Source organism: Bradyrhizobium sp. MI1.3 (genome assembly GCF_055811695.1).
In genome coordinates this window covers 1-11974 of the sequence record NZ_JBVVPQ010000122.1, presented here as the reverse complement: position 1 = coordinate 11974, position 11974 = coordinate 1, and the positions used below count along the sequence as shown (strand labels likewise).

General features: G+C 65.7%; 13 protein-coding genes. 5 read left to right on the top strand and 8 right to left on the bottom strand.

Annotation, left to right across the window (positions count from 1 at the left end):
- Positions 1–456 precede the first annotated feature (456 nt).
- Positions 457–1521 (top strand): MBL fold metallo-hydrolase, encoded by a 1065-nt coding sequence (locus AC0L3A_RS38660; RefSeq protein ID WP_083869893.1) that lies wholly within the window; start codon positions 457–459, stop codon positions 1519–1521.
- A gap of 196 nt (positions 1522–1717) precedes the next feature.
- Here AC0L3A_RS38660 and AC0L3A_RS38655 read toward each other — a convergent pair whose 3' ends face one another.
- Both AC0L3A_RS38655 and AC0L3A_RS38650 read right to left on the bottom strand, forming a co-directional pair.
- Positions 1718–2434 carry an SIMPL domain-containing protein gene (locus tag AC0L3A_RS38655; RefSeq protein ID WP_035993901.1) on the bottom strand — a complete coding sequence of 239 codons (717 nt, stop codon included), beginning with the start codon at positions 2432–2434 and terminating at the stop codon, positions 1718–1720.
- 5 nt (positions 2435–2439) lie between these two features.
- The gene (locus AC0L3A_RS38650) at positions 2440–3189 is read right to left on the bottom strand and encodes a GyrI-like domain-containing protein (protein WP_083869895.1); all 750 of its coding nucleotides are present in this window, start codon (positions 3187–3189) and stop codon (positions 2440–2442) included.
- A gap of 220 nt (positions 3190–3409) precedes the next feature.
- Between AC0L3A_RS38650 and dapF the strand changes: the two genes are divergently transcribed.
- A complete protein-coding gene (gene dapF / locus AC0L3A_RS38645) occupies positions 3410–4285 on the top strand; it encodes a diaminopimelate epimerase (RefSeq protein WP_007598832.1) in 876 nt (291 codons plus the stop codon).
- Positions 4285–5538, top strand: coding sequence for a tRNA (N(6)-L-threonylcarbamoyladenosine(37)-C(2))-methylthiotransferase MtaB (mtaB, locus tag AC0L3A_RS38640; protein ID WP_007598833.1), 1254 nt, complete (start codon positions 4285–4287; stop codon positions 5536–5538). The genes dapF and mtaB overlap by 1 nt, the downstream gene beginning before the upstream one ends.
- 184 nt (positions 5539–5722) lie before the next feature.
- On the opposite strand, the gene AC0L3A_RS38635 is transcribed toward mtaB, so the two are convergent.
- Positions 5723–6832 carry a DUF2336 domain-containing protein gene (locus AC0L3A_RS38635; protein WP_007598834.1) on the bottom strand — a complete coding sequence of 370 codons (1110 nt, stop codon included), beginning with the start codon at positions 6830–6832 and terminating at the stop codon, positions 5723–5725.
- A gap of 229 nt (positions 6833–7061) precedes the next feature.
- Positions 7062–7763, bottom strand: coding sequence for an RluA family pseudouridine synthase (locus tag AC0L3A_RS38630; RefSeq protein ID WP_007598835.1), 702 nt, complete (start codon positions 7761–7763; stop codon positions 7062–7064).
- A 60-nt stretch (positions 7764–7823) separates the two neighbouring features.
- Between AC0L3A_RS38630 and ftsY the strand changes: the two genes are divergently transcribed.
- Positions 7824–8771 carry a signal recognition particle-docking protein FtsY gene (gene ftsY, locus AC0L3A_RS38625; protein ID WP_007598836.1) on the top strand — a complete coding sequence of 316 codons (948 nt, stop codon included), beginning with the start codon at positions 7824–7826 and terminating at the stop codon, positions 8769–8771.
- Positions 8772–8774: 3 nt separating this feature from the next.
- Positions 8775–9377 carry a septation protein A gene (locus AC0L3A_RS38620; RefSeq protein WP_007598838.1) on the top strand — a complete coding sequence of 201 codons (603 nt, stop codon included), beginning with the start codon at positions 8775–8777 and terminating at the stop codon, positions 9375–9377.
- Positions 9378–9525: 148 nt separating this feature from the next.
- Here the strand turns inward: AC0L3A_RS38620 and AC0L3A_RS38615 are convergent, their stop codons facing one another.
- The 4 genes from AC0L3A_RS38615 to ccmB form a co-directional block, all read right to left on the bottom strand.
- Positions 9526–10122, bottom strand: a complete 597-nt coding sequence (locus tag AC0L3A_RS38615) for a DsbE family thiol:disulfide interchange protein (protein WP_007598840.1) — start codon at positions 10120–10122, stop codon at positions 9526–9528.
- 24 nt (positions 10123–10146) lie between these two features.
- Entirely contained in the window at positions 10147–10332 is a 186-nt protein-coding gene (gene ccmD / locus AC0L3A_RS38610) for a heme exporter protein CcmD (RefSeq protein ID WP_007598841.1), read from the bottom strand.
- Entirely contained in the window at positions 10329–11117 is a 789-nt protein-coding gene (locus AC0L3A_RS38605; protein ID WP_007598843.1) for a heme ABC transporter permease, read from the bottom strand. Before AC0L3A_RS38605 ends, ccmD begins: the two co-directional genes overlap by 4 nt.
- A 91-nt stretch (positions 11118–11208) precedes the next feature.
- The gene (gene ccmB / locus AC0L3A_RS38600; protein ID WP_007598845.1) at positions 11209–11877 is read right to left on the bottom strand and encodes a heme exporter protein CcmB; all 669 of its coding nucleotides are present in this window, start codon (positions 11875–11877) and stop codon (positions 11209–11211) included.
- Positions 11878–11974: the final 97 nt, after the last annotated feature.

The window sequence follows — 11974 nt, the reverse complement described above, 5'->3', positions numbered from 1 at the left end:
TCGAACAATGCCGTTGTCCCTTGTCCTGCTTACGCAGGGTTGCCGTATTCACTGTTGTCATGCCCCGCGAAGGCGGGTCATCCAGTACGCCGTGGCTTTCCGGTTCTAGCCGAGCCGCATCCGGGATACTGGATCCCCCGCCTTCGCGGGGGATGACCACTCACTTGGGCGAGCGATCTTCCAAACACCTTTACGCCCGAGGGCGCATCGCGCTGTCGGGCGTTGGCCTCTGGCCTCTGGGGCCAGTGGGCGGGTCGAAAAGAAAGCCTTTCCGAGAAAGTGCCGGGGGTTAAACGCCGCTCCCGCCCGAAAGTCAAGGAAAGTTAGGACGCCGGGACGCCTTCGGGAGGCAAGGCCTTGAAAATATGACATTTTCGGCATTGGGTTCCTTTTCCGCAGACCCCGCCCATATAGCGGTGATGTCCTGCCGCTCCGACCATCCCTGAAGCCAGATCCGTGCCGATCACCCGCCGCCGCCTTTTCGGACTGCTCGCCGGGGCCAGCGCATTGGTCGGTGTGCCCTCCCTTTGGATGTCCCGCATGAAAACCTATGACGGCCCGGTCTCCGACCATTTCGACGGACTGACCTTCTTCGATCCGGACGGCGCGCCGCCACGATCGCTTCGTGAGGTCCTGCGCTGGCAGTTCGGCGGCAAGCGGCAGCGCGCGACCTGGCCGGATTGGGCGCCGAGCCCCCATGCCGATACCCCGCCGGCGCGCGTCGAGGGCGACAAGGTGCGGCTCTCCTTCGTCGGCCACGCCAGCTGGCTGATCCAGACCGGCGGCCTCAACATTCTCGTCGATCCGGTCTGGTCCTCGCGGGTCTCGCCCGTCAGCTTTGCCGGGCCGAAGCGGCACAACGATCCCGGCATTGCCTTCGACAAGCTGCCGAAAATCGATGCCGTGCTGGTCTCGCACGGCCATTACGATCATCTCGACATGGCGACGTTGTCGCGGCTCGCCAAGAATTTCGCCCCGCGTGTGGTGACCCCGCTCGGCAACGACGTCACGATGCGCAGCACCGATGCGACGATCAAGGTGGAAGCGTTCGACTGGCACGATCGCGTCGAGCTCGGCGGCGGCATCGCCGTGACGCTGGTGCCGACCCGGCACTGGTCGGCGCGCGGCATGTTCGATCGCAACAAGGCGCTGTGGGCGAGTTTCGTGCTGGAGACGCCTGCGGGGAAAATCTACGTCGTCTGCGATTCCGGCTATGGCGATGGCGGGCATTTCCGCCGCGTCGCCGACAAGCACGGGCCGCTCCGTCTGGCGATCCTCCCGATCGGCGCCTACGAGCCGCGCTGGTTCATGCGCGATCAGCACATGAACCCGGAAGACGCGGTGAAGGCGCTGGCGGATTGCGGCGCGCAGAAAGCACTCGGGCATCACCACGGCACGTTTCAGCTGACCGATGAAGCAATCGATGCGCCGGCGAAGGCCTTGGTCGAGGCGCTCGACGCCGCGAAGGTTCCGCAGGAGCGGTTCGTGGCGATGAAGCCCGGGCAGGTGGTGGAGATCTGACTCCATCAAGCAAACAACCCGTCGTCCTGGACAAGCGAGCGGAGCGAGCGCTGATCCAGGACCCATTACCACAGGGAGTAGTTTGGCGAACAGTCGGGTTAGCTGCTTCGCGCTATAACCACGCCCTGGGGTAATGGGTCCTGGCTTTCGCCAGGACGACGCCTGAAATTGGCGCCGCAGCGTGCCTCTTGCGGCCTCACTGCCCCTGCTTGATCGCCCAGCTCACATTCACCGTCACCGCCAGCGTTTCCTCGCCGGGCGCAACGGCTGCGCCGCCTGCGGCCATCGGCGCTGCGGCCATGCGTCCCTTGAACAGCGGCATCGGAGCGCCGCCTTCGGACACACTCAGCGGCGCGCCGAGCGCGACGCCAGTGGCCTTGGCGTAGATCTCCGCTTTGCGGCGGGCGTCTGCGACAGCCTTCTCGCGGGCATCGTCGAGCAGTTTTGAGGCCTGCGTGACCTCGAAAGAGATGTTGCCGATATCGTTGGCGCCGGCGCCGACCAGTGTGTCGATGATGGCGGCGACCTTGGTCACGTCGCGGATCTTCACGGTGACGCGGTTTGAGGCGCGGAAGCCGACTACGGGCGAGGCGCCGGTGGATTTGTTCTGGCCGTATTGCGGCTGCAGCGACAGCCGCGAGGTCTGGTAATCCTTCTCGTCAATGCCTGCGCCCTTCAGCGCCAGCAGCACCTTGCCCATCGCGGCGTTGTTGGCGTCGGAGGCTTCCTTCGCGGATTTGGCGTCGTTGGCGACGCCGGCGTCGATCTGCGCCAGATCAGGCGCGGCGGAGATAGTGGCTTCGCCGCTCACCGAAATCGCGGACGGAAAATCGTCGGCGAGCGCGGGCGTTACCAGCAGCCCGGCGGCAAAGGACGTAACAAGGGACGTCAAAAGGATGGCTGGCTTTTTCATCGGTCTCATTTCAGCGGCACGAAAACATTGATCACGAGCTTGTCCTCGGCCGTCTTCAGGGGATCGGTGAGGTATTCCTCGATGAAGGTGTCCTTGGCTTCCAGCTTCTTGTCGTCGAGGTGATTGGTGATCGCCTCATAGGTGTTGTCCATGTTGTCGTAGGAGCCGCGATGGACGAATTTCAACGCCTTGCCCTCCGGCGATTTGCCGACGCTCATGTCCTTCGGCAGGTTCTTCGGGTCCTGCTCGACCGGGATCTCGGCAAGGAAGGTGAATCCGGTGTCGTCCGTCGAGGTGTAGACGATCATCGAATTGCCGGCGTGCTTGATGCCCTGCTTGTCCAGCAACGTGTTCAGCGCCTTGAAGGCGTCGATCAGCGTGTCGAAGGCAGAGTCCCAATTGGCAGTGCCCTTGACCATCACGACCTTCTTGGGCTCGAGCGTGGTCTCCTGTCCGAAGGGATCGGCCGTCTGCACGGGAGCCGGCGTCGCGGCCGCAGCGGGCGGCGGGGCGGCCGGGCTCGGTGAGGCACTGGCTGCGGGCGAGGGCGAGGCGCTTGCCGCCGGCGACGGGGTGGCCACGGGTGCGGGTGAGGCACTTGCCGCGGGGGCGGGCGAGGCCGACGGAGCCGGCGAGGGGCTCGCTGATGCGGCCGGCGCCGGGCTCGGCGTTTGGGCCAGCGTGGCGGACAGATCAAACGACAAGGCCGCTGCCGGGATCAGCGCGGCTAAAGCGAGACGACGAAACCTGAACATTTTTATTCTCCCCAATAGCTTATCCGCCAAGGCCTTACGTCCCCGAGGCCTTAACCCGGCCGCATGTCCCGGATCGCGCGAATTTCGCCGTTCTAACACGCGAGCGCCGAATTCGTCCCATGACAGATGCGTCATGGCAGCCTCCTGGCTGTTGTCGGCAAATTACTGGCCAAGAGGGCCAAGGATCGCCATATAAGGCAGGCGAAATTCGGGAATTTTCATGAGCGCGCTGGCCAACCACGCATTTGCCAAGATGAACGGCATCGGCAACGAGATCGTCGTTGTCGACATGCGCGATTCCACCTCAAAGGTCACCGCGGACGATGCCCGCGCGGTGGCATCGGCGCGAGGCGGCGTGCCCTTTGATCAGCTCATGGTGCTGCAGAAGCCGCGCTTCGAGGGCACCGAAGCGTTCATCAGCATCTACAACAGTGACGGCTCCGAGGCAGGAGCCTGCGGCAACGGCATGCGCTGCGTCGTGCGCCGCATCTTCGAGAAGACCGGCCAGAGCAAGGCAACGTTCGAGACGGCCGCGGGCCTGCTCAACGCCTGGCAGGGTCCGGCGCCGGATCTTTATACGGTGGACATGGGCGCGCCAAAATTCGGCTGGCAGGACATTCCGCTCGACCAGGAATTCCGTGACACCCGCTACATCGAATTGCAGATCGGCCCGATCGACAATCCGATCCTGCATTCGCCCTCGGTGGTCAGCATGGGCAATCCGCATGCGATCTTCTGGGTCGATGACGTCAACGCCTACGACCTCGAGCGTTTCGGTCCGCTGCTGGAGAACCATCCGATCTTCCCGGAGCGCGCCAACATCACGCTCGCCCATATCGTCGATCCCCAGCACATCACGATCCGCACCTGGGAGCGCGGCGCCGGCCTGACCAGGGCCTGCGGCTCGGCCGCATGTGCCACGGCGGTCGCGGCGGCGCGGCTGAAGCGCGCCGAGCGCAATGTCGAGATCACGCTGCCCGGCGGCAAGCTCGGCATCGAATGGCGCGAGCGCGACGATCACGTGCTGATGACGGGCACGGCGACCTTCGAATATGAAGGCAGTTTCGATCCGGCGCTGTTCGCGCCGGTCGGCTGATGACCGTCGATATCGTCACCTTCGGCTGCCGCCTCAATGCCTTCGAGGCCGAGGTGATCCGCCGCGAGGCCGAGGGCGCGGGGCTCTCCGACACCATCGTCATCAACAGCTGCGCCGTCACCAACGAGGCGGTGGCGCAGGCGAGGCAGTCGATCCGCAAGCTGAAGCGCGAGCGGCCGGGAGCGCGCATCGTCGTCACCGGTTGCGCCGCGCAGACGCAAAGCGGCATGTTCGCCGGGATGGCCGAGGTCGATCGCGTCGTCGGCAATGACGACAAGATGCGGTCGTCCGCATGGCGCGAGGCGCGTGCGGCGTTCGATCTCGGTGCCAGCGAAAAAATCGCCGTCAGCGACATCATGTCGGTGAAGGAGATGGCGCCGCATCTCGTCGACGGCTTTGCGAGCGGCCTGCCGCGCGTGTTCGTGCAGGTGCAGAACGGCTGCGACCATCGCTGCACCTTCTGCATCATCCCGTTCGGGCGCGGCAATTCGCGCTCGGTGCCGATGGGCGCCGTGGTCGATCAGGTGCGGGCATTGGTCGAGCGCGGCCATGCCGAGATCGTGCTGACCGGCGTCGACCTCACCAGTTACGGCACGGACCTGCCGGGCGCGCCGAAACTCGGCCTGCTGACGAAGCAGATTTTGCGGCATGTGCCGGAGCTGAGGCGCCTGCGCATCTCATCGATCGATTCGATCGAGGCGGACAGCGATCTCTTGGATGCAATCGCCGAGGATTCGCGGCTGATGCCGCATCTGCACCTGTCGCTGCAGTCGGGCGACGACATGATCTTGAAGCGGATGAAACGGCGGCATACGCGCGGCGACGCCATCGCGTTCTGCGGCCAGGTCCGTCGCCTGCGCCCGGATATCGCGCTGGGCGCCGATATCATTGCGGGCTTTCCGACCGAGACCGAGGAGATGTTCTCGCGCTCGCTCGATCTGGTCGAGGAATGCGGCCTGACCTTCCTCCACGTCTTCCCCTATTCGCCGCGTCCCGGCACGCCGGCCGCGCGGATGCCGCAGGTGGCGGGCGGTGCGATCAAGGAGCGTGCGAAGCGGCTGCGTGCGGCCGGTGAAGCTGCGCTTCTGCAGCGGCTGCAAGCCGAGATCGGCGCCGCGCGCGAGGTGCTGATCGAGAGCGAGGAGCAGGGACGGACGGAGCACTATCTGCCGGTGGCGATTGCGGGCGAGCGAATGGGCAGCGTCGTGCCGCTGCGGATCGCCGGTCGTGATGGCGCGCGGCTGACGGTTTAGCTCTCGAGACGCTGAACTTGCTCCGCCGTCGTCCTGGCGAAAGCCAGGACCCATTACCCCATGGAGAAGTTGTCGCACGCGACGGCCAACTAGCAGTCTTCGCCAAACTGAATTCGGTGGTTATGGGTCCTGGCTTCCGCCAGGACGACGGCGGAATATTTGGCGCGCAGCGTCTCTAACGCGCCTACAACGCCCGCACCTGCCAGAACCGCAGCGTCCGCCGCGCATTCTCCGGGGTCATGCGCGCGTAGTTGCTTTGAGCCCTTGCGATATCGGCGGGCTTCATCGCGCCGCTCGCAAAGCGGCTTTCGAGCACGGCGGCGGTGGTTTCCCAGGTGAGCTGCGCCGCCTTGCATGGCACCAGCAGGCCGTCCTCGCGCAGGCTTTGCATCAGCGGGCGAATCACTTCGACGGTCGATCCCGACAATGCGGCCAATGCGGCCACCGCCTCTTCGTAGCGCCGCTGCGTGGCGAAGCCGAGCAGCGTCGCTTCGCTGAGCTGGCCGGTCGCCTTGAGGCCTGCGACGGCGCGCTTGGCACCTTCGAAATCGCGGACCCCCGACATCTCGCGCTCGACACCGACGGTGACGGCGGCGATCGCGGTCTGGATCTCCTCGAACAGATGCGGCGGCGCGCGCGACAACAGACGGGTCCGCACGGCATCGCTCGCCGAGCGCAGCAATTGACGGCGCAGGTCTGACGGCAGATCGACGCGGACGCCGACGCTGACCGCGAGCTCGGGATCGGCCTCGGCTTGTCCGACGATGACAGCAAATCCGTTTCCGGACACGCGCGCGCCGGGATTGGCGGCGAGCCGCCGGCTGACGCTGGGATAGCGCCGCGCCAGCAATGCATCGGTGACGATCTCCTTCAGCCACCAACGTCCGGCGACCGCGAGCAGATGCGGCTCGCCCTTGGATGATGCGATCTGCACCAGCGCGCCATCGTCGAGGCGCGCGGATTCCTGCAGCACGGGACCGGCGATGCGGATTTCGTCATTGTTGGCGAGGCGGCGAATGACCGATGGCGGCGCCTGCGCGATCGGGGCGAGCTGCGCGCTGATCTCGGCGAGCGCAACGCGTGCGCCCATGTCGGCGATGGCGCGGAGCTCGATAGTGCCGATCAGGCGATCGAGCACGTCGTCGAACAGGGCGATCTGCTCGTCATCGAAACTGCCGGCGGAGGACAGGAACAGGTCGGTGACGCGGCGGGCCGTTGCCAGGCCCTTTTCCGCCGAGCCAGTCCGAAGCGCGGACTCGACCTCGTCGATGATCGATAATTCGGCCGTGGACATGACGCGCAGCTCGTCCTGAGCAGATTGACGGAAGCTTGTTCTAAGCAACCATTATCATTAGCGACGAGCACTGAACGTTTCGTAAACTATAGGGAGCGCGGCGGGCACTGCCCTCATCCTGAGGGGCCCGCAAAGCGGGCGTCTCGAAGGATGGCCGCGGGCGAGATGCGGGCCTGCATGGTTCGAGACGGCCGCTACGCGGCCTCCTCACCATGAGGGACTGACAGGATTATTCTCCGTTCCACCCGCAGGCCCGGAGCCGCTCGTGCATGTGGGGTGGGGCCGGCGCCACCACGCGGACCGGCTCCTTGTTCCGAGAGATCGGCACCACGATCTCGCGGGAATGCAGGTGTAGCTTCGGCTCGCCGAAGCGCGGGCCGTTGCCGTAAATGTTATCGCCGAAGATCGGCCAGCCGGTCGCCGACGAATGCACCCGCAATTGATGGGTCCGTCCGGTCACCGGTTCCATGGCGAGCCAGGTCAGGCCGTCGCCCCGGCCCATTACCTTCCAGTTGGTGATGGCCTTCTGGCCCTCGGGATCGGGCTTCTGCCACCAGCCGCGCTCGGCATTGAGCCGGCCGAGGGGCATGTCGATGGTGCCTTCGTCCTCAGTGGGGCCGCCCTCGACGATGGTCCAGTAGGTCTTGCCGATCTTGCCATGCTTGAACAGCAGGCCGAGCGACGCCGTCGCCTTGCGATGGCGGCCGAGCACGAGGCAACCGGAGGTGTCCTTGTCCAGCCGGTGGGCCAGCACCGGCGGCCGCGGCAGGCCGAAACGAAGCGCGTCGAAGGAGGTTTCCAGATTGGCCCCGCCCTTGGGTCCGCGATGCACCGGCAGGCCGGCCGGCTTGTCGATGACCAGCATCAATCCGTCGCGATGGAGCACGCGGCCTAAGATTTCCTCGGCGGTCAATTCGGGAACATCGAGCAATTGCAGGACTTTCGGTCAAGACTTTCGTTTGCGAGCCGGAACGGCTAACACACCGCCACCATGAACGATACCACCCCCGAGACCCCCAAGCTGAGCTGGTGGCGCCGCCTGTCCGACGGGCTGAAGCGCACCTCGTCCTCGCTCGGGACCGCGGTCGCCGACCTCGTCACCAAGCGCAAGCTCGACCGCGCCATGCTCGACGACATCGAGGACGTGCTGCTGCGCGCCGACCTCGGCACCTCGGTCGCGGTGCGGATCGCGGATGCGGTCGGCACCGGGCGCTACGACAAGGCGATCTCGGCGGACGAAGTCAAGGACGTCGTCGCGACCGAGGTCGAGAAGGTGCTGGCGGCGGTGGCGAAACCGCTCGAGATCGACGCCGGCAAGAAGCCGTTCGTCATCCTGGTGGTCGGCGTCAACGGCTCCGGCAAGACCACCACCATCGGGAAACTCTCGCAAAAATTCGTGTCCGAAGGCCGCAAGGTGATGCTGGCGGCCGGCGACACGTTTCGCGCCGCAGCGATCGAGCAGCTCAAGGTCTGGGGCGAACGCACCAGGACCCCCGTCATATCGGGCGCACAAGGCTCGGATTCGGCGAGCCTCGCCTTCAACGCGCTGACGGCGGCGAAGGAGCAGGCCACCGACGTGCTCCTGATCGACACCGCCGGGCGGCTTCAGAACAAGGCCGAGCTGATGAACGAGCTCGAAAAAGTCGTGCGCGTCATCCGCAAGGTGGACGCGACTGCGCCGCATGCGGTGCTGCTCGTTCTGGACGCCACCGTCGGCCAGAACGCGCTGTCGCAGGTCGAGGCCTTCCATCGCACCGCCGGCGTCACCGGCCTCGTGATGACGAAGCTCGACGGCACCGCCCGCGGCGGCATTCTGGTGGCGCTCGCGGAGAAATTCAAACTGCCGGTGCATTTCATCGGCGTCGGCGAAGGCGTCGACGATCTCGCGCCGTTCACCGCGCGCGATTTCGCCCGCGCGATTGCCGGAATCGAAAGCTGAAGAATGGACAAGACCCAGCCGCATCCGCTGTTCAAGCTCGCGACCGAGCTCGGCCCGCTGCTCGTGTTCTTCTTCGTGAATGCGAAGTTCAATCTGTTCGCCGCGACCGGCGCCTTCATGGTCGCGATCGTCGCGGCGATGATCGCCTCCTATGTCGTGACGCGCCACATCCCGATCATGGCGATCGTGACAGGCGTGATCGTGCTGGTGTTCGGCACGCTGACCCTGGTGCTGCACGACGAGACCTTCATCAAGCTCAAGCCAACCATCATCTACGCCCTGTTTGCCGCGATCCTCGGCGGCGGCCTGTTGTTCGGCCGCTCCTTCATCGCCGTGATGTTCGACCAGATGTTCAATCTGACGCCGCAGGGCTGGCGCATCCTGACGCTGCGCTGGGCGCTGTTCTTCGCCGGCATGGCGGTGCTGAACGAGATCGTCTGGCGCACCCAGAGCACCGACTTCTGGGTCAACTTCAAGGTGTTCGGCGTCACCCCGATCACGATGATCTTCGCCATTGCCCAGATGCCGCTGACCAAGCGCTATCACCTCGAGCCGGCGTCGCTGGAAGCGAGCGAGGCCGAGGCGGGGGATGTGCGGAAGGGGTGAGGGTCCCGTGTCCCGGACGCGCTGCAGCGTGAAACGCTGCTGCGCAGAGCCGGGACCCAGAAGGCAACGCGTCGCGCTGTGACATGGGCCCCGGCTCTGCAGCGCACCGCTCACGCGCTGCGCAGCGTCCGGGGCACGAGAGCGGCGATCAGCTCCCCGCCGCCTTCAACGCCTTCTCCATCTGCGGCAACAACACCGTCCGCAAATTCTCCGGCGTGATCGGTCCCACCAGCTTGTAGACGATGGTGCCTTCGCGACCGACGACAAAAGTCTCCGGCACGCCATAGACGCCCCATTCGATCGAGGCGCGGCCGTTGGCATCGACGCCGACGCGGCCGAACGGGTTGCCGTAGCGCCCCAGGAAGCGCCGCGCATTGTCGGCGGCATCCTTGTAGTTGATGCCGACGAGCTGGAAGCGCTTGTCTTTTGCCAGTTCGGTCAGCAGCGGCGCCTCGTCGTGGCACGGCACGCACCAGGACGCCCAGACATTGACGAGGCTGACCTTGCCCTTGAACGCGGCGGGATCGAGGCCGGGGATCTGCGCGTTGTCAGCCTGCAATCCCTCGAGCGGCGGCAGCATGGTTTGCGGCGCGGGGCGTCCGATCAGCGCGGAAGGGATTCGCGAGGGATCGCCACTGCCGAGCCGGAACCAGAACAACAGCGCCAGGCCGATGAAGGCGATCAGCGGCAGCACCATCAGGAAGGTGCGGCGCTGTGGCGGAGCGGACGTCGATTGCTCGCTCATGATTGCTCGCTCATTCTCGATCTCTCATGGCCGATCCGTCGCGCTACGGCCGGAGCGGCGGGTCACGCCGCTGCGCTCGAGCTCGCGCAGGCGCTGTGTCTGGCTGCGATAATCGAGCACGATCCAGCCGATCAGGATCACGACCACGAGGGCGGCCGCGGCATAGGATGTCACGATGAAGGGCGCGTAGGGACCGAGCGACATGATCATGCAGCCCCGACTTCTTTTGACGTGCTGCCCTCACGCGAGCCGGTGCCGATTTCTGAAAACGCCACACGGCTCGCCTGCATCATTTGCAGCGAGCGGACGCGGCGGCGCAAAATCTCGTTGCGCATCGCCGCGATGTGCAGCGTGACGAACAGCAGGGTGAACGCGACCGCCATCACCAGCAGCGGAATCAGAAACGATCTGTCGAGCGACGAGCCGCCCATCCGCATCACTGACGCCGGCTGGTGCAGCGTGTTCCACCAGTCGACTGAGAACTTGATGATGGGCAGGTTGAGCGCGCCGACCAGCGTCAGCACGGCGGCGGCGCGAGCCGCGCGGGAGGGATCGTCGACCGCGCGCCACAGCGCCATCAGGCCGAGATACATCAGGAACAGGATCAGCACCGAGGTCAGCCGCGCGTCCCATTCCCAATAGGTGCCCCACATCGGCCGGCCCCACAGCGAGCCCGTCAGCAGCGCAAGGAAGGTGAAGGCGGCGCCGATCGGAGCTGCCGCTTTGGCGGCGACGTCGGCGAGCGGATGTCGCCACACCAGCGTGCCCAACGATGCGATGCTCATCACGCCCCACACGAACATCGACAGCCAGGCATTGGGCACGTGGATGAACATGATCTTCACCGTCGCGCCCTGCTGATAGTCGTCGGGCGCGGTGGCGGACTGATAGAGCCCGATCGCGAGCAGGATGATTGTCGCAGCCGCAAGCCACGGCAGCAGCCGCGCCGTCAGCGCGAGGAACCGTGTGGGGTTGGCGAGGTCGATCAGCGTCATGGTATCCTGATAATCACAGGTAAGCGCTCACGCAATCAGCACGAAAGTCCGCAGCGAAAGTTGATCGGGGTCAAGGTCAGTCCAGCCCATCTCAATCCAGCCCATGCTTCAGGCTCGCCGCAGCCGCGAACGGGCCGATCACGAGGCTGACCAGCGACAGCGCGCACAGGATCGAGAACGGCGCGCCGAACGTCATGGGGCCGACGATCACCGCCTGCGAGGCCGCGACCCCGAAGATCAGCACCGGGATCGACAGCGGCAGCACCAGGACGGCCATCAATAATCCGCCACGATGCAGCGTCACCGCCAGCGCCGCGCCGATCATGCCGGTGAACGTCAGCGCCGGGGTGCCGGCGAGCAGTGTCAGCGCCACCGCGCCGGTCGCCACCATGTCGAGGTTGAGCAGCAGGCCGAGCACGGGGGTTGCGACGATCAGCGGCAGGCCGGCGGCCAGCCAATGCGCCAGCGCCTTTGCCGCGCAGGCGAGTTCCAGCGGGGTCCGGCTCATCGTGATCAGGTCGAGCGAGCCGTCCTCGTGGTCGGCCATGAACAGCCGGTCCAGGGTGAGCAGGCTCGCCAGCAGCGCCCCCAGCCACAGGATCGCCGGCCCGAGCCGCGACAGCAGTGCCAGATCCGGCCCCACCGCAAACGGCATCAGCACCACCACGGTCAGGAAGAACAGCACGCCAATCAATGCCCCGCCGCCGACGCGGAGCGCGATCCGGATGTCCCGGCGGATCAGGGCAGACAGGGCGGTCATGGGGTGGCTCTTTCCACGGCGAGACGGCCATAAGAGCTCGGCTGGTGCCCAGGGCAAACTGCGCTCCCTCCCCCCTTGTGGGGGAGGGTCAGGGAGG

Bases quoted from the DNA above. Each gene is read 5' to 3' on its own strand.
- ccmD (WP_007598841.1), bottom strand. From the start codon at position 10,332: ATGATCATGTCGCTCGGTCCCTACGCGCCCTTCATCGTGACATCCTAT.
- mtaB (WP_007598833.1), top strand. From the start codon at position 4,285: ATGACCGTCGATATCGTCACCTTCGGCTGCCGCCTCAATGCCTTCGAG.
- AC0L3A_RS38615 (WP_007598840.1), bottom strand. From the start codon at position 10,122: ATGAGCGAGCAATCGACGTCCGCTCCGCCACAGCGCCGCACCTTCCTG.
- AC0L3A_RS38655 (WP_035993901.1), bottom strand. From the start codon at position 2,434: ATGAAAAAGCCAGCCATCCTTTTGACGTCCCTTGTTACGTCCTTTGCC.
- dapF (WP_007598832.1), top strand. From the start codon at position 3,410: ATGAGCGCGCTGGCCAACCACGCATTTGCCAAGATGAACGGCATCGGC.
- AC0L3A_RS38635 (WP_007598834.1), bottom strand. From the start codon at position 6,832: ATGTCCACGGCCGAATTATCGATCATCGACGAGGTCGAGTCCGCGCTT.
- AC0L3A_RS38650 (WP_083869895.1), bottom strand. From the start codon at position 3,189: ATGTTCAGGTTTCGTCGTCTCGCTTTAGCCGCGCTGATCCCGGCAGCG.
- ccmB (WP_007598845.1), bottom strand. From the start codon at position 11,877: ATGACCGCCCTGTCTGCCCTGATCCGCCGGGACATCCGGATCGCGCTC.
- AC0L3A_RS38620 (WP_007598838.1), top strand. From the start codon at position 8,775: ATGGACAAGACCCAGCCGCATCCGCTGTTCAAGCTCGCGACCGAGCTC.
- AC0L3A_RS38605 (WP_007598843.1), bottom strand. From the start codon at position 11,117: ATGACGCTGATCGACCTCGCCAACCCCACACGGTTCCTCGCGCTGACG.
- ftsY (WP_007598836.1), top strand. From the start codon at position 7,824: ATGAACGATACCACCCCCGAGACCCCCAAGCTGAGCTGGTGGCGCCGC.